This is a genomic window from Rhizobium mesoamericanum STM3625 (genome assembly GCF_000312665.1).
GTDB lineage: Bacteria > Pseudomonadota > Alphaproteobacteria > Rhizobiales > Rhizobiaceae > Rhizobium > Rhizobium mesoamericanum.
Genome location: NZ_HF536772.1, coordinates 534,801 through 561,264, shown reverse-complemented (window position 1 = coordinate 561,264; position 26,464 = coordinate 534,801). Strand labels below are relative to the sequence as shown.

The following is a 26,464-nucleotide window of genomic DNA, read 5'->3' as shown; positions in this document are numbered from 1 at the left end:
TCTCAGCCCTCCTTGCCGGCGTTCGAGACGGCCTTGGAAAGGGCACTGCTAACCAGATCCTCGACGCGAATGCGGGCTTCCAGCGATTGTCTGAAGGCGGCGGATGCCTTTTTCGCCGGCTCCGGAAGACCGGCCCACTCGGAGACAGCGCCCTGCAGATCACCGTTCTTGACCTTGTCTTCTATGCGCGCGGCAATTGCCTCTACGCTCGCACCTTCGATATTACCCACGGGACGGACCTTCACCAACGATTTGGCGCTCGCCATCAACCGGTCCGACCAGCTCTGGTCGGGGGCGGCCTGGTCGACGGACTCTATGATTGCGTTCGCAACATCCGGAACTTGGCGGATCAGCTCCGTGCGCGAGGGGACGCCGGTTTGGGCGAAGTTGCGCAGATCCGCGGTAACCGGATCATCCGGGGATACGCTGGCGAACGTGTCAAGCTCTGCAATGAATGGCCCGCCGCGGTCGATTGCTGCCTTCAACTCGGCGGCCGCGATCGCCTTGGCAACGGCAACGTCCTGCCGTGGCTCGTTCAGCTTCTTCTCCGCGTCGGCCAGACGTTGCTGGATATCGGCACCGACGGAGGTCTTCTGTTCCGCGGCTTGAGTAACGGCGCGACGCAGCTGATCGATCTGGCCGGTCAAGTCGGCGATCTTCTGGTTGAGAGCGTCGACCGCCGTCGTGTCGGCTGCAGCAGCAGTAGGTGTGGTCTTGGCCACTGTCTCTAATGCCGCGATGCGTCGTTCCAGCGCATCATTATCGGGCGTTGAAGGGGTAGCGGCGAGATTGGCAACGAATTGCTTGAGGCCGTCCACCTCGGCCGACAAATTGGCGACATCAGCCGATGGTGTCGCGGGCGCGGATGAGCCTGGCAGGTATCCGGCATATTGAACAGCGCCTGCGCCGGCCAGCGCGATCAGCCCGCCCACAATACCGGCGGCGATCAGGCCTGATGTACTGCGCTGGGGGGCGGGCGGCGTGGGCGGAACCGGCTCATTCGTTTCGGGCTCGGGTTCAGCCGCGGCGGACGACGTTTCGTCAGGCAACGGCTTGCCCGACAGTTCAGGCTGCGCCGGAGGCTCATCCGCGGCGCCGGTACCCAGCACATCGGCAGGCTCCTCGGCTTTCGTTTCGGCATCCCCGGCAGTGGCAAATTCCTGCGCTTCCAGATCGAGCGTAACCGGCTCTTCGGTGCTCTTCGAGTGGCGAGGCGGATTTCCTGGTGCCATGAGATCCTCTTACATATGCAATGTAACGAAACTAGTCAGTGACGGGAGTTAAGGAAAGAGGTTAGATAAAATTTGGGCGCGCAAGCGCTCAAAGGAGCGACAGAAGGCTGCTTTCCTCCGGCATGCTGGCGATGCTCACTGCGCCTTGGAAAGACACTGGGACAACCTCGGCAACTGCCTTGCTGAGACAAAGAAGACGTATTCCATCTGTGCGGCCGGAACGCATCTGCGCGCCGGCGGTACGGAAGAAAATTTCGGCTGTCTGGCGTGAATAAAGGAGGATCGCGTGCGGCAACTGATGTGTGAAGATCACTTCGAGTGTTTGTTGGGCGATCGACGTCGGCTCCATCCGATAGCATTCCGCCACGGTGATCTGCAGGCCGAGTTCGTGAGCGCGTTTCTCGAAGCTCTCGGCTCTCGGCGAGCCAGCGAGATAGAAAACGGGGCCGCCCGCCTCGTTAGCAATCATTTCGGCTAGCTCGGTGCCGCTGCCGCCCGATGCGGTCACGGACGTAAAACCGATCGCCCGCGCTTCCTCGGCTGTTGCATCGCCGACCGCAAAGACGGGACGTGCGAGATGAATGGCGAGTTCGGCCGCATGTGTTGGAAGGACTCTGATCGCTTCGGCGCTGGTGATCGCAATGCTTCCCTTGGTCATGTTCAAGCCACCTAGCGCCGCACTTGCGTCGTGAACCGGCTGCGACAGCGGCAACAATATCGGCTCGTGTCCCAGCTCGCGAAGACGCCTGGCGGTGCGCTCGCCCGAATGCTGAGGACGGGTCACGAGCACGCGCATCGGGACGTCAACTCCAGTCGTCGAAGAAGGTGCTGCCGGCGCGTGCGCGGATCTCCTGCCCGGCACGGGTGCCCAATGCCGCCGCATCGCGCCTGTGGCCATCGGCGGTAACGGCATGCTGGTTACGACCGTCCGGTGTGATAATCAAACCAGAAAAGCGCACCTGGTCACCTTCGCAAAAGGCATAGCCGGCGATCGGCGTGCGGCAGGAGCCGTCCAAGGCAGCGAGAAAGGCTCTTTCGCAGGAAACGGCATCGAAGGTTGGCGCATCGTTAACGGAAGCAAGGAGCGCGTCTATGCGGGCGTCACCAATGCGGCTTTCAATGCAGATCGCGCCTTGCGCGGGTGCGGGCGGAAAGGTTTCCACGGCGAGGATATCGGTTATCACCTCGACTTTGCCGAGCCGTTTCAATCCGGCAAGCGCAAGAAGCGTCGCGTCGACCTTGCCTTCCTGCAGCTTTCTAAGCCGCGTATCGACGAGGCCGCGAAAGGTGATGACGTTAATGTCAGGTCGTATGCGGCGGATCAGGGCCTGGCGACGAAGTGACGAGGAACCCACCGTCGCGCCTTGGGGCAGGTCGATCAACTTTGGCGCCGTGCGCCCGATTACCGCGTCCCGGACATCCTCGCGCGGCAGATAGGCTGACAGACAGAGTCCTTCCGGAAGCTGTGTCGGCATGTCCTTGGCGGAATGCACCGCAATGTCGAGGTCACCGCTCGCGAGCTGCTGCTCCAGTTCTTCCGTGAAAAGTCCCTTGCCGCCAATCTCGGCAAGGGAGCGGTCGGTGATACGATCGCCCTTGGTGCTCAGCACGACGATTTCGAACATTTCTTCTGGCAGTCCATGCGCCGCCATCAGCCTGTCGCGTGCCTCGTGAGCCTGGGCGAGCGCCAACGGGCTGCCTCGAGTGCCGATCCGGAAAGGTTTTGTTTGCATCCGCATTGATCCGTTGTTACCGGAGTTCCTCGTAAACAGGTTTAAGACCCATCGCAATCAACGATCAGGTTACATGGCGCCCTTTCTACGCATCCTCGGCATCGAAACAAGCTGCGACGAAACCGCTGCTGCAGTGGTCGAACGAGCTGTCGACGGGCAACCGACGGTGCGTTCGGATGTCGTCCTGAGCCAGCTTGAGGAGCACAGCGCCTATGGCGGCGTCGTGCCGGAGATCGCCGCTCGCGCCCATGTTGAAGCCCTCGATACGTTGATCGACGAAGCCTTAAAACGTGCCAACGTATCGCTCTCCGATATCGATGCGATCGCGGCAACCTCGGGGCCTGGCCTCATCGGCGGTCTACTCGTCGGCCTGATGACCGGGAAGGCGATCGCTAGGGCGTCCGGGAAACCGCTCTATGCAGTCAACCACCTCGAGGGCCACGCCTTGACGGCGCGGCTGACGAATGGGCTCGCATTCCCGTATCTGATGTTGCTCGTTTCGGGCGGCCATACGCAGCTTATTCTCGTCCGCGGTGTTGGGCAATATGAACGCTGGGGCACGACGATCGACGATGCGCTCGGCGAAGCCTTCGACAAAACGGCGAAATTACTGAGCCTGCCCTACCCTGGTGGGCCGGCGGTCGAGCGAGCGGCCAAGAGCGGCGATCCGGATCGCTTCAATTTTCCCCGGCCGCTCGTCGGAGAGACCAAGCTCAACTTTTCATTTTCCGGTTTGAAGACGGCGGTGCGTCAGGCGGCAACCGAGATAGCTCCGTTGACGGAGCAGGATGTCGCTGACATCTGTGCATCCTTCCAGAAGGCGATCTCGCGAACGCTGAAAGATCGGATAGGGCGCGGGCTCGAGCGGTTCAAGGCTGAGTTTCCGCGGGTCGACGGTGGGCGAGCCCTCGTAGTCGCCGGCGGCGTGGCCGCCAATATGGAAGTTCGGAGCACCCTGCAGTCGCTTTGCGACAAGCATGGTTTTTGCTTTGTCGCGCCGCCACTGCGATTGTGCACCGACAACGCAGTCATGATCGCCTGGGCAGGTCTGGAGCGGATGGCGACAGGCGTCGCCCCCGATGATCTCGATGTGCAGCCGCGCTCGCGCTGGCCTCTGGATTCCAAGGCCGAAACGATGCTTGGCTTCGGCAAACGGGGAGCGAAAGCATGAGCGAAAGGATTGCCGTTATCGGAGCTGGTGCTTTCGGGACCGCGCTTGCCGCCGTGATCGCGCTGACCGAGCGTAACGCGGTGACACTCGTCGGTCGAGATCCGCAACTGATCGCGGACCTGAGAGCAGAGCATTTGCACGATGCCGTCTTGCCGGGTATCGCGTTGCCGGAGTCGCTTGTCTTTTCCGCCGAACCCGATGCGATCGCCGATGCCGACATCGTACTCTTCGCGATGCCTTCACAAGCGCAGGCCGATGCGGCGAGACAATATCGACCCTATCTGGCGAGCAATGCCATAGTCGTTACCTGCGCCAAGGGAATCGAGCGGGCGACAGGCAATCTGCTGACTGACATGCTCGAGCGCGAAATACCGGGTCATCGCGTTGCCGTTCTGTCAGGACCTGGCTTTGCGGCCGATATCGCCAAGGGACTGCCGACGGCCATGGCGATTGCTGCAGTCGAAATAGGTGTCGCCGAAAGGCTGGCCAACGCGATTTCCGGCCGGACGTTCCGGCTCTATGCCTCGTCTGACCGGATTGGCGTGCAGCTCGGTGGCGCACTGAAGAATGTTCTGGCGATCGCCTGCGGCATCGTCGAGGGCGCCGGCATCGGCGACTCGGCGCGCGCGGCGCTGATTGCTCGCGGGCTTGCCGAAATGTCGCGTTTCGTGTTCGCCAAGGGCGGACAGGCGGATACCGTGCGTGGGCTGTCCGGTCTCGGCGACCTAGTGCTGACGGCGACCAGTCATCAATCCCGTAACCTGCGCTTTGGCATTGCTCTCGGTCGCGGCGAGACCGTTGACGCTGCCCATGGCGAGCTCGTCGAGGGCGCATTTGCGGCAGCCGTCGCATCGCGTCTTGCACAATCGCTCGGTGTCAGCATGCCGATTACCGATGCCGTTTCCGCTATCATCGAAGGCAAACTCGGCATTGCCGAGGCCATCGATCAGCTCATGACGCGCCCAATTACGACCGAATAGGAGTTCCGATATGCTTTTTGCTCTCCTCTGCAAGGACAAGCCCGATCATCTCAACGTCCGCATGGAGACACGGCCCGCCCATGTGGAATATCTCAACAAGCTCAATGCGGAAGGCGCCTTGAAGATGGCCGGACCGTTTCTGGATGGCGAGGGCAAACCGTGCGGCACTCTCGCCATTATGCACGCCGATACGATCGAGGCGGCGAAAGCTCTTGCAGACGGCGATCCCTACGCCAAGGCAGGGCTTTTCGAGAGCGTCGATATCAAGCCCTTCAATTGGGTCTTCAATAATCCGGAGGCATGAGCGTGGCGCACTGGCTCTACAAATCCGAACCGGCTGCCTGGTCCTGGGAGCAACAAAAGGCGGCCGGCGAGAAAGGCACCGAATGGACCGGTGTTAGAAACTATCTCGCGCGCAACAACATGCGGGCGATGCAGCTGGGCGACAAGGGCTTCTTCTATCACTCAAACGAAGGACTCGAGATCGTCGGCATCGTCGAGGTCTGCGCTCTGTCTCACCCGGACTCAACGGCAAAGGGCGACGATCGCTGGGACTGTGTCGATATTCGTGCCGTTTGCGACATCCCCAAACCGGTTTCGCTGAAGGATATCAAGGCGAATGAAAAGTTTGCCAAGATGTCGCTCGTCACGTCGATGCGGCTTTCGGTGCAGCCGGTGACGGACGAGGAGTATCTTGAGATCTGCCGGCTTGGTGGTCTCGACAAGCCGCCGCAGTGAGCCGTTCATTGAAAACCGATCACGAGATCTTCATCCGCGCCAACACCAGTCTGACGACGCCGCCGCATGTGCCGGAAATTCGGCTGCATCTGGCGGACGAAGCGCATGGCCTGTGGCTGAAGACAGAAGAGGAACTTGCGGAGATCGGCCTGCCGCCGCCATACTGGGCATTCGCCTGGGCAGGTGGTCAGGGCCTGGCGCGGTACATACTCGACCATCCGCACATAGTTGCGAGCAAGCGCGTTCTCGACTTCGCCACAGGTTCAGGCCTGGTGGCGATTGCGGCAAAGATCGCTGGGGCGGCCAAGGTCGTTGCCGCCGACATAGATCCGTGGAGCGAAACCGCCGTGCGACTGAACGCCGGATTGAACCAGGTCGAGGTCGATTTCATCGGTGCTAATCTGATCGACTGCACCGTCGAGGCTGATGTTCTGCTTGCCGGCGACGTCTTCTACGACAGCGACTTTGCCGCTGCCATCGTTCCATGGTTCGAGACGCTCAGTCGCCAAGGCATCGCGGTCATGGTCGGCGACCCCGGACGCAGTTACCTTCCCAAGGAGAAGCTGGAATTCCGCGCGGTCTATCAGGTTCCGGTCACCCGGGCGCTTGAAGACAGCGAGGTAAAGAAAACGACTGTTTGGCGCTTCACGGCCTGATCACGCAGACGCCGGCCTCGAATGAGCAGTCGCTACCATTTGCCGTGACGTTGATCACCTTAGCCATGGGCGCGAGGGTGATAACACGCTGGGAACCAAGGCTATAGCCGCTTGCGCTCACATAGGTGCCACCGTTGGTATCATAAACATAGGAAGAGCCTGCATAGGTGCCGCTAATGCCCCCGCTCACCGGTGGCTGAACGAGGACGATGACACTGCGTCCGCCATAGCCACCAAAGCCACTGTTGCCGCGATACGGAAATGACGCGCGTTTGATCAAAGGCCTCCGGCCGTGGCGATGGTCGAAGCGACCGGACCCATCCGAGAAACGAAGGCGCCCATCGCTCCATCCACGAAAAGGTCGGCCTAAAATAGTGGGCACACGATGTCTCATGAATCCCCTACCATCGTGGTGAAAGAGTGAGTCCTTGCCGAAATCGGTTGCCGAGGCCGGCAGTGCGATCAAAGCCGCGGCGATAAATGAAACGAGCATGGACAGGGTCTTCATCATCGCGCGGATCTCCAGAAATGAGTTGGTTAACAAAGCGTTAACAGCAAAATGCGCCAAAAGCCGCCTGTTGTCCAGAAGCCGTCTGGAAGGCACGCTCGCGTGAGGAAGCGGCAGTATCGTCAAGCGCGGTTCGCGCCACTCAGAGACGCAAATCGATTAAATTAAATTAGGGGTGCAATTATACTTGTCGTTAGGGGCTTACGTGATTAAACGTCGCCCTTGATGCGACGCACACAAACAAATTTGTCATTGGTGTGGTTGCCTTGAATGCTCCGAAATTCGGGAGCGCAGAGAAGACGCCGCGAGGTTCTGATGGCGAATGTGACAAATAACCGGCCCCTGTCGCCGCATTTGCAAATTTATAAGCCTATTCCCACCATGGTCATGTCGATTGTTCACCGTATTACTGGTAGCGCGCTTTATTTTGGCACGCTGCTGGTCGCCTGGTGGCTGATCGCCGCCGCGACCGGCCAGGCCTATTACGACTGGGTCAACTGGATCCTCGGCAGCATCGTCGGAAAGCTCGTGCTGCTCGGTTACACATGGGCGCTGCTGCACCACATGCTCGGCGGTCTGCGCCACCTTATGTGGGACCTCGGTCGTGGCTTCGAGAAGGAATTCTCCACCAAGCTCGCCATCGCCAATATCATCGGATCACTCTGTCTGACCGTGCTGGTCTGGGTGATCGGCTTCCTTGTTCGTATCTGAAGGTCGCTCTCATGGATATGCGCACCCCCCTGGGCAAAGTTCGCGGCCTCGGCTCCGCCAAGGACGGCACCGAACATTTCTGGCGCCAGCGGCTGACGGCCGTCGCCAACGTCCCCCTCATTATCTTCTTTGTGATCTTCATGATCGTCCATGCCGGCGCGCCGTACGCGGAAGTCGTGCATGCGCTGTCGAATCCCCTCGTCGCCGTTATCATGGCCCTGATGGTCGTCTCGGGCACCATCCATATGAGACTTGGCATGCAGGTCATTATCGAGGACTACGTACACGGCGAATTCGGCAAGGTCTTCCTGCTGATGCTGAATACCTTTTTCGCGATCCTGGTCGCCGGCCTCTGTCTTTTCGCCATTCTGAAAATTGCATTCGTAGGATAACCGTATCATGGCACCGACTTCACCCGCTCAGAATGGGAAGGCCTACAAATACGTCGATCACTCATACGATGTGATCGTCGTCGGCGCTGGTGGCGCTGGCCTTCGCGCCACGCTTGGGATGGCCGAACAGGGTTTCCGCACGGCCTGCATCACCAAGGTATTCCCGACCCGCTCGCACACGGTCGCGGCCCAGGGAGGCATTGCCGCCTCGCTGCAGAACATGACCCCGGATAGCTGGCAGTGGCACCTCTACGACACCGTCAAGGGTTCCGACTGGCTCGGCGACGTCGATGCCATGCAGTATCTCGCCATGGAAGCTCCGAAGGCGGTCTACGAGTTGGAGCACTATGGAGTGCCATTTTCGCGCAACGAGGAAGGCAAGATTTACCAGCGCCCGTTCGGCGGCCACATGCAGAACTTCGGCGAGGGCCCGCCGGTGCAGCGCACCTGCGCCGTCGCCGACCGCACAGGTCACGCAATCCTGCATACGCTCTACGGCCAATCGCTGCGCAACAACGCCGAATTCTTCATCGAGTATTTCGCGCTCGACCTGATCATGTCGGAAGACGGCAGCCGCTGCACCGGTGTCGTCGCCTGGTGCCTTGATGACGGTACGATCCATCGCTTCGCCGCCAAGATGGTGGTGCTGGCGACCGGTGGCTATGGCCGCGCCTATTTCTCGGCGACGTCAGCCCATACCTGCACCGGCGACGGCGGCGGCATGGTGGCACGCGCCGGCCTGCCGCTGCAGGACATGGAATTCGTGCAGTTCCACCCGACCGGCATCTACGGCTCGGGCTGTCTCATTACCGAAGGTGCGCGCGGCGAGGGCGGTTACCTCGTGAACTCCGAGGGCGAGCGCTTCATGGAGCGTTATGCGCCTTCGGCCAAGGACCTTGCCTCGCGCGACGTCGTTTCGCGCTGCATGACGCTTGAGATCCGCGAAGGCCGCGGCGTCGGCAAGAACAAGGACCATATCTTCCTGCATCTCGACCATCTGGATCCGGCTGTTCTGCACGAGCGCCTGCCGGGCATTTCCGAGAGCGCGAAGATCTTCGCCGGCGTCGACGTGACGCGCGAGCCGATCCCTGTGTTGCCAACGGTTCACTACAACATGGGAGGCATTCCGACCAACTACTGGGGTGAGGTACTCAATGCCGACAGCTCCAATCCGGAGCGCATCATTCCTGGCCTCATGGCCGTCGGTGAAGCCGGCTGTGCCTCGGTGCACGGCGCCAATCGCCTCGGCTCTAACTCGCTGATCGACCTCGTGGTTTTCGGCCGTGCCGCCGCAATCCGTGCCGGTGAGGTCATCGATCGTGGAGCACCCGTTCCGCACCTGAATGTCGCCGCATGCGACAAGATCATGGAGCGCTTCGATGGTCTGCGCCACGCCAGCGGCGGCACGCCGACGGCGGTGCTGCGCGAGAAGATGCAGCGCGCTATGCAGGAAGATGCTGCCGTGTTCCGCACGCAGGAATCGCTGGAATCCGGTTGCAAGCGCATCTCTGCCATCTGGCAGGATATGCGTGACATCAAGGTCACCGACCGATCGATGATCTGGAATTCTGACCTCGTGGAAACGCTCGAGTTGCAGAACCTGATGGCCAACGCGATCACGACAATCTACGGCGCCGAGGCCCGCAAGGAGAGCCGCGGTTCTCATGCACGCGAAGACTACACGGAAGGCGCTTTTGCCGGCCGCGACGACGTCAACTGGCGCAAGCATACGCTCGCCTGGGTCAGCGACGCTGGCGACGTCAAGCTCGATTACCGCCCGGTTCACACCGAACTCATTGCAGAGGGCATCGATCCCAAGAAGATCGCGCCCAAGGCTCGCGTGTACTAATCAATGGCAGAAGCCCTCTCACAGAATGGTACTCGCGGCACAGCCCATGGGGCTGCACCGAGGATGATCCATGAGAGGTCACTCGGAATCCATGCGATCAACTTTGCTGAAAGCACCATGGCGAGCGATCGCGCGTCAAATAAACCTCAGCAACGGAACGCAGCCCTGCTTTGGAATATCTGGCTTGCCGCCCGCCGCTTTGGCTTTCGACCCTCCGTCTGGTGGCATGCGCTGGAGGGTCGCCCCCGACGCCTGCTTAGAGCGCGGATTGCGGCGTGGTCTCCAGCAGATTTATCATACAACGAAGGGGCGGCAATGGCCGCCAAGGATTGAGGTCCAGCAATGGTTGAACTCGCTCTTCCCAAAAATTCTCAGATGCGCGAAGGCAAGGTGTGGCCGAAGCCGGCAGGGGCTACCAACACCCGCGAATTTCGCGTTTACCGCTGGAGCCCGGATGATGGCCAGAACCCGTCGATCGACACCTTCTACATCGACGTCGACGATTGCGGCCCGATGGTGCTTGACGGCCTGCTCTACATCAAGAACAAGATCGACCCGACGCTGACGCTGCGCCGTTCCTGTCGCGAAGGCATATGCGGTTCCTGCGCGATGAACATCGACGGCACGAACACGCTCGCCTGCACGAAGGGCATGGACGAGATCAAGGGCTCGGTGAAGATTTACCCGCTGCCGCATATGCCCGTGGTCAAGGATCTCGTTCCCGACCTTACCAATTTCTACGCACAGCATCGTTCGATCGAGCCGTGGCTGAAGACGGTTTCGCCGACGCCGGCAAAGGAATGGAAGCAAAGCCATGAGGATCGCCAGAAGCTCGACGGCCTTTATGAATGCATCCTGTGCGCCTGCTGCTCGACCTCCTGTCCGAGCTACTGGTGGAACGGTGACCGCTATCTCGGTCCGGCCGTTCTCCTACAAGCCTACCGCTGGCTGATCGACAGCCGCGACGAAGCGACCGGCGAACGCCTCGACAATCTCGAGGATCCCTTCCGCCTCTATCGCTGCCACACGATCATGAACTGCGCGCAGACCTGCCCAAAGGGTCTGAACCCGGCAAAGGCGATCGCCGAGATCAAGAAGATGATGGTCGAGCGCAGAGTTTGATCGATCCAACACGAGGGCCGCAGATGCGGCCCTCGGATCGCTGAGAAATCCCTGGCGGCATCGCTCTGCGCGCTTCGAGGTCTCACTCGCGTCGCATGCCAGTGCCTGCTGGGAGCGGCAGCCCAAAACATCAAGAAGATCGCAATGGTGCTCATAAAGGCTCGCAGACCCAGCCCGGCGTGAGGCCACCCAAAAACCGCCCCGCAAAAGACACCCTGCCGAAAATATGAACGGTTTGTCAGTGGTCTGTTAGCTGCAGATGTGGCCCTCTTTTAGTAGGTCACGAAGCCTTAATTTGCGCGGCATTGCGCCAAATTTGTCTCGGCGGTACGGCGTTGCTCCCGCATCGACACAATTTCTCCTCGCGCTGGCTTGATTCAACACAGCCTTTCAAGATAATTCCGCCGTGATTGCGCGGCAACTTCGGACAATACTGGAAAAATCAGGAGTATCATGATGCAGTTCAGACATGTGGCGACAGGTTTCGTGGTTATTCTGTCGTTAGCTGGCTGCCAGCGCACCGCCTATAATGATGCAAGCTATTCTGCTCCGGCGCCGCTGACCGCCCAGCCGGTTCCCTCGGTGCAGGGTGGTCAGCTTCCGCCGCCTTCCGGCTCCTCGCAGTTTCCTGCCGCTCCGACGGCCTCGGCACCTGTCGCTGGCGGTCAGCCCGGCGCGATGACGGCGAATGCGATGGATGTCACCAAGGAATCGATGGTCGGTAGCTGGCGCGTCAACGGCTCCTGCGACATGTTCCTGACACTCACCAATCTCGGCAGCGGCTCGCGCGGTGGTACGCGCGGCTGCGTTGGTGAGTTGACGGCGATGGGTTCCTGGGAGGTTTCCGGCAAGCAGGTTCTCCTGAAGGACCGAAGCGGCAACCAGATCGGCAGCGTCTACAAGACAGCCGACAATGCCTTTAGCGGCCAGACCAATACCGGCCAGCCGATCAGCCTCAGCCGTTAAAAAAGATTGGGCGGCGAAGGCCGCCGATCCTGCATAGGCGGACCTCCTTTATGCAACCCATGCCAGACTACTCCCTGAGCGTCAGCGAACAGTTGAAGTCGCTGACGGTTTCTGGCGCGCTTCAAATCGATGCGGCCCAGATACATGTGGCGAAGTGCCTGGATCGGGTGCTGTCGGGATTGAAGCGGCGACTGCCCGCGGCAAAGGCGAGTGCTCTGGGCTGGCTGTTCGCCAACAAGAAGAAGCCGTCGGAGGCAGTCAAGGGGCTCTACATTCATGGCAGCGTCGGCCGCGGCAAGACGATGCTGATGGATATGTTCTTCGCAATGGCGCCCTGCGCGAAGAAGCGGCGCGCGCATTTCCATGAGTTCATGACCGACGTGCACAACCGCATTGCGGCGCACCGGCTGAAATTAAAGCAGGGAAAGACCAAGCAAGCCGATCCGATCCCGATCGTCGCTGCGGCACTCTATGACGAGGCCGAACTGCTTTGCTTCGATGAGTTCACCGTCACTGATATCGCCGACGCAATGATCCTCTCTCGGCTCTTCTCCGAGCTCTTCCGCAGGGGATGCCTGCTGGTCGCCACCTCGAACGTCGAGCCGGACAATCTCTACAGGGATGGCCTCAATCGGAGCCTGTTCCTACCCTTCGTCGATCTCCTGAAGCAGTACGTCGAGATCGTGACCCTCGACTCGCCAACCGACTACCGGATGGAGAAGCTCGACAGCCAGCCAGTCTATCTCACGCCCATTAACGAGCGCACAGACATGGCTATGGAAGCATCCTGGACCCAAGCACTGCATGGGCGAAAGGCGCAACCCCTCGCAATTCCAATGAAGGGGCGTTCGATCCACGTTCCCCTCGCAGCGGATCGCATCGCGCGTTTCTCCTTTGCTGACCTTTGCGAAAAACCGCTCGGCCCGGCCGACTTTCTCGCGATTTCAAAGCGTTTCGATGCGATCTTCCTCGAGCACGTACCACTTTTGGGTCCCGACAAACGGAATCAGATCAAGCGCTTCATCATCCTAATCGACACGCTTTACGATCACGGGGTTCGGCTCTATGTCTCCGCAGCAGCGATGCCCGAAAATTTGCTGACACACGCAGGTGGTACCGAGGATTTCGAATTTCACCGGACCGTCTCGCGCCTTTTCGAAATGCGCAGTGCCGAGTATCTCGCGTTGCATCACGAGCGGCGAGCCGCCGAGTAACGTTTCGGCTATATTTGTCTTACGTTTACGTAAGAATTTTATGATCTAAACGATTGAATTTGCTTGCTCAAAAATAATCGTTTGCCATTTTTTGGCTTTGGGGCTATGCGGTTGCGGCATTGGGCGATGCCCCTCCGCGCGTCGCCTGACGAATTTTGATCGCAAAGGAAACAGCGAAATGGCGCGTAACAAGATCGCACTCATTGGTTCTGGCATGATTGGTGGCACTCTGGCGCATCTCGCCGGCCTGAAGGAGCTGGGCGACATCGTTCTATTCGATATCGCAGACGGCATTCCTCAGGGTAAGGGCCTCGACATTGCTCAGTCCTCTCCGGTCGAGGGCTTCGACGCCAACCTGACGGGCGCCAGTGACTATTCGGCGATCGAAGGCGCGGATGTCTGCATCGTCACCGCCGGCGTGCCGCGCAAGCCGGGCATGAGCCGCGACGATCTTCTCGGCATCAATCTCAAGGTCATGGAGCAGGTCGGCGCCGGCATCAAGAAGTATGCCCCGAATGCTTTCGTCATCTGCATCACCAACCCGCTCGACGCAATGGTCTGGGCGCTGCAGAAGTTCTCCGGTCTCCCGGCCAACAAGGTCGTCGGCATGGCCGGTGTGCTGGACAGCTCGCGCTTCCGCCTGTTCCTCTCCAAGGAATTCAACGTTTCCGTACAGGACGTCACCGCATTCGTTCTTGGCGGTCACGGTGACACCATGGTCCCGCTCGCCCGTTACTCTACCGTTGCCGGCATCCCCTTGACTGACCTCGTCACCATGGGCTGGGTTACCAAGGAGCGCCTCGAAGAAATCATTCAGCGCACCCGTGATGGCGGTGCCGAAATCGTCGGCCTGCTGAAGACCGGCTCGGCCTATTATGCGCCGGCTGCTTCCGCGATCGAAATGGCAGAATCCTATCTCAAGGACAAAAAGCGCGTCCTGCCCTGCGCGGCGCAGCTGACCGGGCAGTACGGTGTCAAGGACATGTATGTCGGCGTTCCCACCGTCATCGGTGCCGGCGGCGTCGAGCGCGTCATCGAGATCGACCTCAACAAGGCCGAAAAAGAAGCCTTCGACAAGTCGGTCGCTGCGGTCGCCGGTCTTTGCGAAGCCTGCATCAACATCGCGCCGGCGCTCAAGTAATAGACTGCGCGCTGACGCAATCCAAACAGGAATAGACCCATGAATATTCATGAATATCAGGCCAAGGCTCTGCTGAAGGGCTATGGCGCGCCGGTCGCGGAAGGTGTGGCGATCCTCAAGGTCGAGGAAGCTGAAGCTGCTGCCAAGTCGCTGCCCGGTCCGCTTTACGTGGTGAAGAGCCAGATCCACGCTGGGGGCCGCGGCAAGGGCAAGTTCAAGGAACTGTCGCCGGAAGCCAAGGGCGGTGTTCGTCTCGCCAAGTCGATCGACGAAGTCATTGCTAATGCCAAGGAAATGCTCGGCAACACGCTTGTGACCGCGCAGACAGGCCCGGCCGGCAAGCAGGTCAACCGCCTCTACATCGAAGACGGCGCCGACATTGCCCGCGAACTCTATTGCTCGCTGCTGGTCGATCGTTCGGTCGGCAAAGTTGCTTTCGTCGTATCCACCGAAGGCGGCATGGATATCGAAGCCGTTGCCCACGACACGCCGGAGAAGATTCACACGATCGCTATCGAGCCGGCAGCTGGCGTGACGGCTGACGATGTCGCCAAGATCTCGAAGGCTCTCGCACTCGAAGGCGCGGCCGCAGAAGACGCCAAGATGCTCTTCCCGGCGCTCTACAAGGCCTTCGACGAGAAGGACATGTCGCTGCTCGAGGTCAATCCGCTGATCGTCATGACCAATGGCCATCTACGCGTTCTCGACGCCAAGATGTCCTTCGACGGTAACGCGCTCTTCCGCCACGACGACGTTAAGGCGCTGCGTGACGAGACCGAGGAAGATTCCAAGGAAATCGAAGCTTCCAAGTGGGATCTCGCCTACGTCGCTCTCGACGGCAACATCGGCTGCATGGTCAATGGTGCTGGTCTCGCTATGGCGACGATGGACATCATCAAGCTCTACGGCAAGGAGCCAGCAAACTTCTGCGACGTCGGAGGGGGCGCCGGCAAGGAGAAGGTGGCGGCAGCGTTCAAGATCATTACTGCAGACCCGAAGGTCGAGGGCATCCTCGTCAATATCTTCGGCGGCATCATGCGCTGTGACGTCATCGCCGAAGGCGTTGTCGCAGCTGTGCAGGAAGTCGGTCTGAAGGTTCCGCTCGTCGTTCGCCTCGAAGGCACCAATGTCGAGCTCGGCAAGAAGATCCTCAACGAGTCCGGTCTGGCGATTACCGCGGCTGACGATCTTGACGATGCGGCGAAGAAGATCGTCGCGGCGATCAAAGCTTAATCTGGAAGGACCGGAAAGAATGTCTATCCTCGTCAACAAAGACACGAAGGTCCTCGTTCAGGGCCTGACCGGCAAGACCGGCACCTTCCATACCGAACAGGCGCTTGCCTATTATGGCACCAAGATGGTCGGCGGTATTCATCCGAAGAAGGGCGGCGAGTCGTGGTCCTCGGGCGTCGACGGCACGTCCCTGCCGATCTTCGCCTCCGTCGCCGAAGCCAAGGACAAGACCGGCGCCGATGCGACCGTGATCTATGTTCCGCCGGCAGGTGCTGCCGACGCGATCATCGAGGCGATCGAGGCCGAAATCCCGTTCATCACCTGCATCACCGAGGGCATCCCGGTTATGGATATGGTGCGCGTGAAGGCCAAGCTCGACAAGTCGAAGTCGCGCCTGCTGGGCCCGAACTGCCCGGGCATCCTGACGCCGGAAGAATGCAAGATTGGTATCATGCCGGGCTCGATCTTCCGCAAGGGTTCAGTCGGTATCGTCTCCCGCTCCGGCACACTGACCTACGAAGCCGTCTTCCAGACATCCAACGAAGGCCTCGGCCAGACGACGGCTGTCGGCATCGGCGGCGACCCGGTCAAGGGCACCGAGTTCATCGACGTGCTGGAAATGTTCCTGGCTGACGAAGCCACCACCTCGATCATCATGATCGGTGAAATCGGCGGTTCGGCTGAAGAAGATGCGGCACAGTTCCTGATCGATGAAGCCAAGAAAGGCCGCAAGAAGCCAATGGCAGGCTTCATTGCGGGGCGGACGGCTCCGAAGGGCCGCACCATGGGGCATGCCGGCGCCGTCGTTTCCGGCGGCAAGGGCGATGCGGAATCGAAGATCGCTGCCATGGAAGCAGCTGGCATCCGTGTCTCTCCGTCGCCGGCCCGCCTCGGCAAGACGCTGGTTGAAGTCCTCAAGGGCTAATCCAGTCTATGACCCGGGCAGCGATTTTCACTGCCTGGGCCTTTACTTCGAAATAAAAATGAGCCGCGAATAGGCGGCGAATGACAGATGCGGCAAGCCGGTCGAGTATCCGGCGGAATCACAAGTCAGGAGGCGGACCAAGACGTCCGCGTGTAACCATGGCACGGCAAGAAGCCAACGAGCAGTTTCAGATTACCTCGTTCCTGGATGGCGCCAATGCTGCCTATATCGAGCAGCTTTATGCGCGCTATGAGGAAGACCCGAACTCGGTCGGCGAGGAATGGCGGTCTTTCTTCAAGGCGCTGGAAGACAATCCGGAAGATGTGAAGAAGGCGGCCAAGGGCGCATCCTGGCGCAAGAAGGATTGGCCGCTGCAGCCCAAAAGCGACCTCGTTTCGGCGCTCGACGGCGATTGGGGCACTGTAGAAAAGATCATCGAGACCAAGATGAAGGCCAAGGCCGAGGAGGCTGGCAAGCCGACCGGCGGAGCCGATATCCTGCAGGCGACGCGTGATTCGGTCCGCGCCATCATGATGATCCGCGCCTACCGCATGCGTGGCCACCTGCATGCCAAGCTCGATCCGCTCGGGATCGCAGTGCCCGTGGAAGACTACAAGGAACTGTCGCCGGAAGCTTACGGCTTCACCGAGGCCGACTATTCCCGCAAGATCTTCATCGACAACGTTCTCGGCCTGGAATATGCCACGCTGCCTGAGATGATCGAGATCCTCGAGCGCACCTATTGCTCGACGCTTGGTGTCGAATTCATGCATATCTCGAATCCGGAAGAAAAAGCCTGGATCCAGGAACGCATCGAAGGTCCCGACAAGGGCGTTGCTTTCAGCCCTGAGGGCAAGAAGGCGATCCTCGCCAAGCTGGTCGAAGCCGAAGGCTACGAGCAGTTCCTCGACGTCAAGTTCAAGGGTACCAAGCGCTTCGGTCTCGATGGCGGCGAATCCCTCATCCCGGCGCTGGAGCAGATCCTCAAGCGCGGCGGTCATCTCGGCCTTCGCGAAGCCGTGTTCGGCATGGCTCACCGAGGACGTCTCAACGTTCTTTCCCAGGTCATGGGCAAGCCTCATCGCGCCATCTTCCACGAGTTCAAGGGCGGCTCCTACGCGCCTGACGAGGTCGAAGGTTCGGGCGACGTGAAGTACCACCTTGGCGCCTCCTCGGACCGCGAGTTCGATGGCAACAAGGTTCACGTATCACTCACGGCCAACCCGTCGCACCTTGAAATCGTCGACCCCGTTGTCATGGGCAAGGCCCGTGCCAAGCAGGACATGGGCGCCACGGTCTGGGACGGCGACATCATTCCGCTGTCCGAGCGCGCCAAGGTTCTGCCGCTGCTAATCCACGGCGATGCCGCGTTCGCCGGTCAGGGCGTCATCGCCGAAATTCTTGGCCTGTCGGGCCTGCGTGGTCACCGCGTTGCCGGCACCATGCATGTCATCATCAATAACCAGATCGGGTTCACCACGAACCCCGCCTTCTCGCGCTCGTCGCCCTATCCCTCCGATGTTGCGAAGATGATCGAAGCGCCAATCTTCCACGTCAACGGCGACGATCCGGAAGCAGTCGTTTACGCGGCGAAGATCGCAACCGAGTTCCGCATGAAGTTCCACAAGCCCGTTGTGGTCGACATGTTCTGCTATCGCCGCTACGGCCATAACGAAGGCGATGAGCCATCCTTCACGCAGCCGAAGATGTACAAGGTCATCCGTGGCCACAAGACGGTTCTGCAGATCTATGCGGATCGTCTCATTGCTGAGGGCCTGTTGACTGATGGCGAAGTCGAGAAGATGAAGGCCGACTGGCGCGCCCACCTCGAACAGGAGTTCGACGCTGGCCAGAGCTACAAGCCGAACAAGGCGGACTGGCTAGACGGCGAGTGGTCGGGCCTGCGCACCGCCGACAACGCCGACGAACAGCGCCGCGGCAAGACCGCCGTTCCGATGAAGACGCTCAAGGATATCGGCCGCAAGCTCTCGGAAATTCCGGAAGGCTTCCATGCGCACCGCACGATCCAGCGCTTCATGGAAAACCGCGCCAGCATGGTCCAGACGGGTGAGAACCTAGATTGGGCGATGGCGGAAGCGCTTGCCTTCGGTTCGCTGGTTGTCGAAGGCCACAAGATCCGCCTTTCCGGCCAGGATTGCGAGCGTGGCACCTTCTCGCAGCGTCATTCGGTTCTCTACGATCAGGAAACGGAGGAGCGCTATATCCCGCTTGCTAACCTGTCGCCTAACCAGGCCCGCTACGAAGTCATCAACTCGATGCTCTCGGAAGAAGCAGTTCTTGGCTTCGAATACGGTTACTCGCTGGCTCGTCCGAATGCGCTGACCCTTTGGGAAGCCCAGTTCGGTGATTTTGCCAATGGGGCGCAGGTCGTGTTCGACCAGTTCATCTCGTCTGGCGAACGCAAGTGGCTGCGTATGTCGGGTCTGGTCTGCCTGCTGCCGCACGGCTACGAAGGTCAGGGCCCGGAACACTCTTCGGCCCGCCTCGAGCGTTACCTGCAGCTTTGCGCCGAAGACAACATGCAGGTCGCCAACGTCACGACGCCGGCGAACTACTTCCACATCCTGCGCCGGCAGCTGAAGCGTGACTTCCGCAAGCCGCTCGTGCTGATGACGCCGAAGTCGCTTCTGCGCCATAAGCGGGCTGTTTCCAGCCTCGCTGAACTTGCTGGTGAATCCTCCTTCCATCGCCTGCTTTGGGACGATGCAGAGGTTATCAAAGACGGCCCGATCAAGCTGCAGAAGGATGCCAAGATCCGCCGCGTCGTCATGTGCACCGGCAAGGTCTACTACGACCTCCTGGAAGAGCGCGAAAAACGCGGCATTGACGACATCTACCTGCTGCGCGTCGAACAGCTCTATCCGTTCCCGGCAAAGGCCCTTATCAACGAGCTCAGCCGCTTCCGGAACGCAGAGATGGTCTGGTGCCAGGAAGAGCCGAAGAACATGGGCGCATGGTCGTTCATCGACCCGTATTTGGAATGGGTGCTCGCCCATATCGATGCTAAGTACCAGCGCGTCCGTTACACCGGTCGCCCGGCTGCCGCTTCGCCGGCAACGGGTCTGATGTCCAAGCATCTGTCGCAGCTCGCCGCATTCCTCGAGGATGCGCTGGGCGGCTAAGGGATCGTGGCGATGGCATATTTCTTCCTTAGACTTGTGCCGCCTCGCCCGAGCTTCCCGCATGACGCGACCGGGGAGGAAATGGCTGCGATGAGCCGCCATGCCGCTTATTGGCGCCGCAACGCAGAAGAGGGATCGGCGATTGCCGTCGGTCCCGTCTTCGAAAGCGAGGGAGCCTGGGGCATGGCAGTCGTTTCGGCAGCGGATCAGAAGGCGGCGCAAGTGCTTGCCGATGCCGATCCGATCATCCAGTCCGGTTACGGCTTTCGCTTTGACATATTGCCAATGCCCTCGATCATTCTCCGGCCATCTGGTGCCGGAAACGAATAAACGAACACAAGCAAATCAGGATTTGAACAATGGCCACAGAAATCCGCGTTCCAACTCTCGGTGAATCCGTCAGCGAGGCAACCGTCGGTACCTGGTTCAAGAAGGTCGGCGACGCCATCAAGGCTGACGAGCCGATTCTCGAGCTTGAAACCGACAAGGTGACCATCGAAGTGCCGGCTCCGGCTTCCGGCACGCTCTCTGAAATCGTTGCCCAGGCTGGTGAAACCGTCGGTCTAGGCGCGCTGCTCGGCCAGATCGCAGCGGGGGCCGGCGCTGCCGCTGCCCCGGCTGCTGCTGCCGCTCCCGCCAAGGCTGCCGAGCCCGCTGCCGCAGCCCCTGCACCGGTCGCTTCTGCTGCTGCACCTTCTGCGTCCGTATCTGCCATGCCGCCCGCGCCGGCTGCCGCCAAGATGCTCGCCGAGAACAATCTGTCGGCCGATCAGATCGACGGCACTGGCAAGCGTGGCCAGGTTCTGAAGGGCGACGTGATCGCTGCTGTTGCCAAGGGCATCTCCGCTCCGGCAGCCGCTCCCGTCGTTCCGGCTGCCGCCCGTGGCCCATCGACGATTGAGGATGCGGCTCGCGAAGAGCGCGTGAAGATGACGCGCCTGCGCCAGACGATCGCCAAACGCCTGAAGGACGCTCAGAACACGGCGGCAATGCTGACCACCTACAACGAGGTGGACATGAAGGCCGTCATGGACCTGCGCGCCAAGTACAAGGATGTCTTCGAAAAGAAGCACGGCGTGAAGCTAGGCTTCATGGGCTTCTTCACCAAGGCTATCACGCATGCCCTGAAGGAACTGCCGGCCGTTAACGCTGAGATTGATGGTACCGACATCATCTACAAGAATTTCTGCCACATCGGCATGGCCGTCGGCACGGACAAGGGTCTTGTTGTTCCTGTCATCCGCGACGCCGACCAGATGTCAATCGCCGAAGTTGAAAAGGAACTTGCACGTCTGGCAAAGGCTGCCCGCGACGGCTCGCTTTCGATGGCCGATATGCAGGGCGGCACCTTTACGATCACCAATGGCGGCGTCTACGGTTCGCTGATGTCTTCGCCGATCCTGAACGCCCCGCAGTCCGGCATCCTCGGCATGCACAAGATCCAGGACCGTCCGGTTGTCGTCGGGGGCCAGATCGTCATCCGTCCGATGATGTATCTGGCACTCTCCTACGATCACCGGATCGTCGACGGCAAGGAAGCTGTGACCTTCCTCGTTCGCGTCAAGGAAAGCCTGGAAGATCCGGAGCGTCTGGTTCTCGATCTCTAAGCAATCGACAGGGCCGCGCGAGCGGCCCTTTCCACCTCAGCGGGGCGCGCGATGTCGCTGGCAATCTCCACAGGGCGAAAGACCAAGCTGACTCCCCTTGTCAAAGGCAGGGCGGGGATGTCGCTCGCGTTCTTGTTGGTACTTCCTGCTACCGCTGTGGCGGCTCCCGACTGCAGCCAGGCAAGTGCTGTCTACGCTGACCGAGATGGCGCCTACGAATTGCGCTTCACACCGATTTATTCTGAAGCGGCGGCCGCCAACAACCGGTTCAAGCTGAAGGTGCTGAAGACCCCGATCGAACTCGACGGCTATGTGATGCCGTCAGACGATCCGGAACGCTCTATCGGTATCCTGATGTTCAAATGCCCAGGTGGTGACGTGACCGGCGCCGATCTGGACGCCTGCACTGTCTGGCGGGGCGCGGTCTACGGCGCGAATGCAAAGGGCGAGATCGACAATCTCCAGCCGGAACCAGCGGCAGCGGCTGAGAACGTCTTTCTGCCGGGTCTCGGTCCGGCAATCCGCCATTCACAGATCTGGGGCAACGACAAGGCGACGGTTGCACCGTGGGACGTCTTGGCATTCAAGGGGTGCGCGAAATGACGCAACGACCGGTCCTTCTCGTTACCGGCGGCAGCCGGGGTATCGGTGCGGCCGTCTGCCGCCTCGCCGCGCGTCAGGGCTGGAACGTCGCAGTGAACTACGCGGCCAACAGCGCCGCTGCCGACGCTGTCGTCTCCGAGGTCAAAGCTGAGGGTGGTGACGCCATCGCGATCAAGGGCGATGTGGGCAGCGCGCCGGATATTGTTTCGATGTTCCGGACCGTAGACAGGCATTTCGGACGGCTGGATGGTTTGGTCAACAATGCCGGCATCGTCGATGCACAGCAGCGCGTCGACGAGATGAGCGTCGGGCGCGTTGAGCGGATGATGCGAATCAACGTGACCGGCTCGATCCTCTGCGCGGCCGAGGCCGTCCGCCGCATGTCGTCAAGGCATGGCGGCAAGGGCGGGGCGATCGTCAACATCTCGTCTATGGCAGCAGTTCTGGGTTCGGCCTCGCAGTATGTTGACTACGCCGCATCGAAGGCCGCGATCGATACGTTCACAGTGGGTCTGTCGCGCGAGGTGGCAAACGAGGGCGTGCGTGTGAACGCCATCCGTCCCGGCGTCATCGATACCGACATTCATGCATCAGGCGGCCTGCCGAACCGCGCACGCGATCTGGCGCCGAGCATTCCGATGCAAAGGCCCGGCACGGCAGAGGAGATCGCCGATGCAGTCCTCTACCTTCTCTCGCCGACGGCTTCCTATATAACGGGCGCCATACTCAATGTTAGCGGTGGCCGTTAGGGCGCGGAGACCATATCGCCATGCAATACTTCTTAGAATTTCTGGGCCTGATGGCTGTCTTTTCAATCTTCATCGTGGTGCCCGGCGCCGACTTCGCGGTCATCCTGCGTCAGAGTATCGTGCATGGCCGGCGTGCCGCAATCATGACTGGCCTTGGTATGGGCTTCTCGCTGCTCTTTCACGTTAGCTACACAATCCTCGGCCTTGGCCTGATCGTCTCCAAATCGCTGATGCTGTTTGCCATGATCAAGTGGGCGGGCGTCGCCTATCTTGTCTATCTCGGCATCAAGTCTTTCCGCGAACCGGGTTTCAAGGTGAATGAGATTGAGGTGACGGAGGAAGACCGCAAGCCGATCTCGGCGCGGAAATGCCTCGGCATGGGCTTCATCACCAATGCGCTCAATCCGAAACCGGTCCTGTTTTTCTTGTCGCTGTTCTCGACGCTGGTGCATCACGATACGCCGGCGCTAATCCAGTTGGGCTACGGGATTGGCATGGCCACTGCGCTCGTCGCCTGGTTCGCCGGCGTCTCCACCTTCTTCACCGTTAAGCCTATCCGAGACCGCTTCATTGCAAGCGGCAAGTGGTTCAACCGCATCACCGGCGCCGCACTGGTCGGCTTCGGTTTCCGCCTCGCGCTCGCGCGCGCGGCTGATTAAACAAATAACGCAAAGGGAAAGAAACAATGTCCTATGATGTGATCGTTATCGGAACTGGCCCCGGTGGCTACGTGGCTGCCATCAAGGCGGCGCAGCTTGGCCTCAAGGTCGCTGTCGTTGAAAAGCGCGCAACCTTCGGCGGTACCTGCCTGAACGTCGGCTGCATTCCGTCTAAGGCGCTGCTGCACGCGTCCGAAATGTTCCATCAGGCTGGCCACGGCATGGACGCGCTCGGCATCGAGGTTACTGCGCCGAAGCTGAACCTTGAAAAGATGCTGGCGCACAAGGATGTGACGGTGAAGGCCAATGTCGATGGCGTTGCCTTCCTCTTCAAGAAAAACAAGATCGATGCCTTCCAGGGGACCGGCAAGATCGTATCGGCTGGGAAGGTTTCCGTGACAGGCCAGGACGGCAAGGTTCAGGACATCGAAGGCAAGAACATTGTCATCGCGACCGGCTCCGACGTGGCGGGCATTCCTGGCGTCAAGGTCGATCTCGACGAGAAGGTGATCATCTCCTCGACGGGTGCAATCGCTCTTCAGAAGGTGCCGGAAACGATGGTCGTTGTCGGCGGCGGCGTCATCGGCCTCGAGCTCGGCTCTGTCTGGTCGCGCCTCGGCGCCAAGGTCACTGTCGTCGAATATCTCGACACGATTCTCGGAGGCATGGATGGGGAAGTCTCCAAGCAGTTCCACCGGATGCTCGCCAAGCAGGGTGTCACCATTAACCTGAGCTCCAAGGTGACGGGCGTTGAGAAGGGTGGCAAAGGTGCGAAGGTGACCTTCGAGCCGGTCAAGGGTGGCGATGCGCAGACGCTCGAAGCCGAGGTCGTCCTGATCGCGACCGGCCGCACGCCCTACACCGCAGGCCTTGGCCTGGAGGAAGCAGGCGTCAAGCTCGACAATCGTGGTCGCGTCGAAATCGACGGTCATTTCCGCACCAATGTTGCCGGCATCTACGCGATTGGCGATGTCGTGAAGGGCCCGATGCTTGCTCACAAGGCCGAAGACGAAGGCGTCGCGCTCGCTGAAATCCTCGCAGGACAGCATGGCCACGTGAACTATGACGTCATCCCGAGCGTCGTCTACACGCAGCCGGAAGTCGCCTCCGTCGGTAAGACCGAGGAAGAATTGAAGGCGGCTGGTATCGCCTACAAGGTCGGCAAGTTCCCGTTCACTGCGAACGGCCGCGCCCGCGCCATGCTTGAAACCGACGGCTTCGTGAAGATCCTGTCCGACAAGGAGAACGATCGCGTTCTCGGCGGTCATATCGTCGGCTTCGGCGCCGGTGAGATGATCCACGAGATTGCCGTTTTGATGGAGTTCGGTGGTTCAGCGGAAGATCTCGGCCGCACGTGCCACGCGCACCCGACCATGTCGGAAGCGGTCAAGGAAGCAGCACTCGCCGCCTTCTTCAAGCCGATCCATATGTAATATTAAATTTTAGCAACATGGGATGGGCCGCTTGCTTCACAGCAGGCAGCCCATTTACCTTAGAACTGTTCTAATTGCGGTTTTAAGGATAGATACATGCCTACCGATTCTCGTGATGCATACAGCCTCCCGCAGCGATTGCTGCATTGGGTGATGGCGGTCGCGATCTTTTTCAACCTGCTCTTTCCAGATGGTATGAACGCCTGGAACCGGACGATTCGTCATGGTGGCGTCCCATCGGCCGATCAGATTGCGTCTGCCAATGTGCACGCCTATGTAGGCATCGGCATTCTCGTTCTAGCAATCCTGCGTGTTAGCCTGCGCCTTATTCAGGGTGCGCCGGCTGAACCGGCGGTGGGGCCGAAGACAGTCCGGATTGGGGCCAAGGTAGCGCACGCCGCGCTGTATCTGCTCATCTTCCTCCTGCCGCTGACTGGCATGGCGGCGTACTATCTAGGGATCGATATTTCCGGTGAACTGCATGGCGGGATTCTCAAAGCGATCCTATGGGCCTTTATCGCGGCGCATGTTGCCGGCGCGCTGGCCCACCAGTTTTACTGGAAGACCAATGTTCTCAGGCGCATGACCGTCGGGGGCTAGTTGACAGACGTCACTGTGAAGCCCTGCTTGCGCAGAAGTTCGATGACACCGCCTTCGCCGGGCAGATGCAGAGCGCCGACGGCCATGAAGACATTGCCTTTGGCAAGGATAGGTTCAGCGCGCTTTGCCATCACCTTGTTGCGGTCGAGGATGATGCGCTGCTCGAAAGCTGCATAGTCGCTTTCCTCGTCCTTGCCATCGGGCGAGACGGTCTTCAGCATCGGGATCGTCATGCCGATATCGCCGGTGAGATAGAGGTCGGTCATTGTCTCGACGACATCGTTCATCTTGGAGCCAAGGGCCAGCGTTTCGATCAACGATTTCAGATGGAACTCGGTGGGTAGTTCCGACATCGCCTGCAGTTGCTCTGCCAGCGTTTCCAGGCCCTTGACCTGCTTGCCCTCCGCAACGCCATCTGCGGCAATCTTCTGATCGAGGAACTGTACGCCGTTGGCTTTGCGGGCCATTTCGCAGCCAGGCAGGGCAACGACACTCGATATCATCCAGGGGCGCATACGCGCCACCGCGGCAAGCGGGATGCCGCGCTGCCTCAGTCCTTCCTCCAGACGAATGTAGTCGTCGTGAGATAGAAGCTTTTCAATCGTCGTTCCGTCCGTGAACATCATCAGCTCGGGCTTCATAAGCAAAGCGGCGGACGCCTTTTTCTCGTCGAGGATCTCATCGGATTCGATAATGATAGTGTCGGCGGCATCATGGGCAGCCTTCGCGCGCGGCGGAAGGTTCAGCACGCGGGGATCAGTCACATGCATGCTGCCGAGCAGCCACGACGGGGTTATCCCCACCTTCTCTATTTTCCAGAAAATGCCCTTGCCGTTCGGCACCGCGTCCGCTTCTTTCACGACCTCGGCGTAGCGCGTGGGGTCGCTCTGCTTGAGATCGGTCAGGATATTGTGGCCGGTGCAGACATCATCATTTGCGGCTGCGGCCGAGGAAACAGAGAACAGAACGGCGATCAGCGTTGTCGCGAGCAACATATGAAATGCGGCGATCAGCCAAAGCAGGAGATTGCCCGGCGATGCGATATGCAGGCTGCGGTGGCCGATGGAGATCGTCATGATGGTTTTCCGGTCACTATGAT

General features: G+C 60.1%; 27 protein-coding genes. 22 read left to right on the top strand and 5 right to left on the bottom strand.

What is annotated here, in order from left to right; all coding sequences use genetic code 11:
• Positions 1-2: 2 nt before the first annotated feature.
• From BN77_RS02740 to hemC, 3 genes are all read right to left on the bottom strand, one after another.
• The gene (locus tag BN77_RS02740; protein ID WP_007528182.1) at positions 3-1,232 is read right to left on the bottom strand and encodes a COG4223 family protein; all 1,230 of its coding nucleotides are present in this window, start codon (positions 1,230-1,232) and stop codon (positions 3-5) included.
• A gap of 88 nt (positions 1,233-1,320) precedes the next feature.
• A complete protein-coding gene (locus BN77_RS02735; protein WP_007528181.1) occupies positions 1,321-2,028 on the bottom strand; it encodes a uroporphyrinogen-III synthase in 708 nt (235 codons plus the stop codon).
• Positions 2,029-2,035: 7 nt separating this feature from the next.
• Entirely contained in the window at positions 2,036-2,965 is a 930-nt protein-coding gene (gene hemC, locus BN77_RS02730) for a hydroxymethylbilane synthase (RefSeq protein WP_040676645.1), read from the bottom strand.
• A gap of 73 nt (positions 2,966-3,038) precedes the next feature.
• Between hemC and tsaD the strand changes: the two genes are divergently transcribed.
• Genes tsaD through BN77_RS02705 form a run of 5 tightly spaced genes read left to right on the top strand, consistent with a single transcriptional unit; the run spans position 3,039 to position 6,510 of the window.
• The gene (gene tsaD / locus BN77_RS02725) at positions 3,039-4,136 is read left to right on the top strand and encodes a tRNA (adenosine(37)-N6)-threonylcarbamoyltransferase complex transferase subunit TsaD (protein ID WP_007528177.1); all 1,098 of its coding nucleotides are present in this window, start codon (positions 3,039-3,041) and stop codon (positions 4,134-4,136) included.
• A complete protein-coding gene (locus tag BN77_RS02720; protein WP_007528175.1) occupies positions 4,133-5,116 on the top strand; it encodes an NAD(P)H-dependent glycerol-3-phosphate dehydrogenase in 984 nt (327 codons plus the stop codon). The genes tsaD and BN77_RS02720 overlap by 4 nt, the downstream gene beginning before the upstream one ends.
• A gap of 10 nt (positions 5,117-5,126) precedes the next feature.
• Entirely contained in the window at positions 5,127-5,420 is a 294-nt protein-coding gene (locus BN77_RS02715) for a YciI-like protein (RefSeq protein WP_007528173.1), read from the top strand.
• Between the two features lie 2 nt (positions 5,421-5,422).
• On the top strand, positions 5,423-5,854 hold the full coding sequence (locus BN77_RS02710) for an EVE domain-containing protein (protein WP_040677534.1): 432 nt from the start codon (positions 5,423-5,425) through the stop codon (positions 5,852-5,854).
• A gap of 8 nt (positions 5,855-5,862) precedes the next feature.
• Entirely contained in the window at positions 5,863-6,510 is a 648-nt protein-coding gene (locus tag BN77_RS02705) for a class I SAM-dependent methyltransferase (protein WP_007528169.1), read from the top strand.
• On the opposite strand, the gene BN77_RS02700 is transcribed toward BN77_RS02705, so the two are convergent.
• A complete protein-coding gene (locus BN77_RS02700; protein WP_040676642.1) occupies positions 6,500-7,021 on the bottom strand; it encodes a hypothetical protein in 522 nt (173 codons plus the stop codon). The genes BN77_RS02705 and BN77_RS02700 overlap by 11 nt on opposite strands.
• Positions 7,022-7,333: 312 nt before the next feature.
• Between BN77_RS02700 and sdhC the strand changes: the two genes are divergently transcribed.
• From sdhC to BN77_RS02615, 17 genes are all read left to right on the top strand, one after another.
• Complete coding sequence (sdhC, locus tag BN77_RS02695; RefSeq protein ID WP_028747470.1) at positions 7,334-7,729, top strand: succinate dehydrogenase, cytochrome b556 subunit; 396 nt, start codon at positions 7,334-7,336, stop codon at positions 7,727-7,729.
• A gap of 11 nt (positions 7,730-7,740) precedes the next feature.
• Complete coding sequence (gene sdhD, locus BN77_RS02690) at positions 7,741-8,121, top strand: succinate dehydrogenase, hydrophobic membrane anchor protein (RefSeq protein ID WP_007528163.1); 381 nt, start codon at positions 7,741-7,743, stop codon at positions 8,119-8,121.
• A gap of 7 nt (positions 8,122-8,128) precedes the next feature.
• The gene (gene sdhA / locus BN77_RS02685) at positions 8,129-9,970 is read left to right on the top strand and encodes a succinate dehydrogenase flavoprotein subunit (RefSeq protein WP_007528161.1); all 1,842 of its coding nucleotides are present in this window, start codon (positions 8,129-8,131) and stop codon (positions 9,968-9,970) included.
• Between the two features lie 342 nt (positions 9,971-10,312).
• Positions 10,313-11,092, top strand: coding sequence for a succinate dehydrogenase iron-sulfur subunit (locus tag BN77_RS02680; protein WP_007528158.1), 780 nt, complete (start codon positions 10,313-10,315; stop codon positions 11,090-11,092).
• Between the two features lie 456 nt (positions 11,093-11,548).
• Complete coding sequence (locus BN77_RS02675) at positions 11,549-12,058, top strand: protease inhibitor Inh/omp19 family protein (protein WP_007528157.1); 510 nt, start codon at positions 11,549-11,551, stop codon at positions 12,056-12,058.
• A gap of 50 nt (positions 12,059-12,108) precedes the next feature.
• Positions 12,109-13,272, top strand: a complete 1,164-nt coding sequence (gene zapE, locus BN77_RS02670) for a cell division protein ZapE (protein ID WP_007528156.1) — start codon at positions 12,109-12,111, stop codon at positions 13,270-13,272.
• 178 nt (positions 13,273-13,450) lie between these two features.
• Positions 13,451-14,413 carry a malate dehydrogenase gene (mdh, locus tag BN77_RS02665; protein ID WP_007528155.1) on the top strand — a complete coding sequence of 321 codons (963 nt, stop codon included), beginning with the start codon at positions 13,451-13,453 and terminating at the stop codon, positions 14,411-14,413.
• Positions 14,414-14,452: 39 nt separating this feature from the next.
• Entirely contained in the window at positions 14,453-15,646 is a 1,194-nt protein-coding gene (sucC, locus tag BN77_RS02660; RefSeq protein ID WP_007528154.1) for an ADP-forming succinate--CoA ligase subunit beta, read from the top strand.
• 19 nt (positions 15,647-15,665) lie between these two features.
• Positions 15,666-16,571 carry a succinate--CoA ligase subunit alpha gene (gene sucD, locus BN77_RS02655; protein WP_007528153.1) on the top strand — a complete coding sequence of 302 codons (906 nt, stop codon included), beginning with the start codon at positions 15,666-15,668 and terminating at the stop codon, positions 16,569-16,571.
• Between the two features lie 158 nt (positions 16,572-16,729).
• Entirely contained in the window at positions 16,730-19,714 is a 2,985-nt protein-coding gene (locus BN77_RS02650; RefSeq protein ID WP_007528152.1) for a 2-oxoglutarate dehydrogenase E1 component, read from the top strand.
• Between the two features lie 12 nt (positions 19,715-19,726).
• Entirely contained in the window at positions 19,727-20,044 is a 318-nt protein-coding gene (locus BN77_RS02645) for a YciI family protein (RefSeq protein ID WP_007528151.1), read from the top strand.
• A gap of 29 nt (positions 20,045-20,073) precedes the next feature.
• A complete protein-coding gene (odhB, locus tag BN77_RS02640; RefSeq protein ID WP_007528148.1) occupies positions 20,074-21,321 on the top strand; it encodes a 2-oxoglutarate dehydrogenase complex dihydrolipoyllysine-residue succinyltransferase in 1,248 nt (415 codons plus the stop codon).
• Between the two features lie 51 nt (positions 21,322-21,372).
• Complete coding sequence (locus tag BN77_RS02635; RefSeq protein ID WP_007528146.1) at positions 21,373-21,924, top strand: hypothetical protein; 552 nt, start codon at positions 21,373-21,375, stop codon at positions 21,922-21,924.
• Complete coding sequence (locus BN77_RS02630; RefSeq protein ID WP_007528144.1) at positions 21,921-22,673, top strand: SDR family oxidoreductase; 753 nt, start codon at positions 21,921-21,923, stop codon at positions 22,671-22,673. Before BN77_RS02635 ends, BN77_RS02630 begins: the two co-directional genes overlap by 4 nt.
• Before the next feature lie 20 nt (positions 22,674-22,693).
• Complete coding sequence (locus BN77_RS02625; RefSeq protein WP_007528142.1) at positions 22,694-23,332, top strand: LysE family translocator; 639 nt, start codon at positions 22,694-22,696, stop codon at positions 23,330-23,332.
• 26 nt (positions 23,333-23,358) lie between these two features.
• The gene (gene lpdA, locus BN77_RS02620; protein ID WP_007528140.1) at positions 23,359-24,765 is read left to right on the top strand and encodes a dihydrolipoyl dehydrogenase; all 1,407 of its coding nucleotides are present in this window, start codon (positions 23,359-23,361) and stop codon (positions 24,763-24,765) included.
• A 96-nt stretch (positions 24,766-24,861) separates the two neighbouring features.
• A complete protein-coding gene (locus BN77_RS02615) occupies positions 24,862-25,365 on the top strand; it encodes a cytochrome b (RefSeq protein WP_007528138.1) in 504 nt (167 codons plus the stop codon).
• Here the strand turns inward: BN77_RS02615 and BN77_RS02610 are convergent.
• Positions 25,362-26,441, bottom strand: a complete 1,080-nt coding sequence (locus tag BN77_RS02610) for a TraB/GumN family protein (protein WP_007528137.1) — start codon at positions 26,439-26,441, stop codon at positions 25,362-25,364. The genes BN77_RS02615 and BN77_RS02610 overlap by 4 nt on opposite strands.
• Positions 26,442-26,464: the final 23 nt, after the last annotated feature.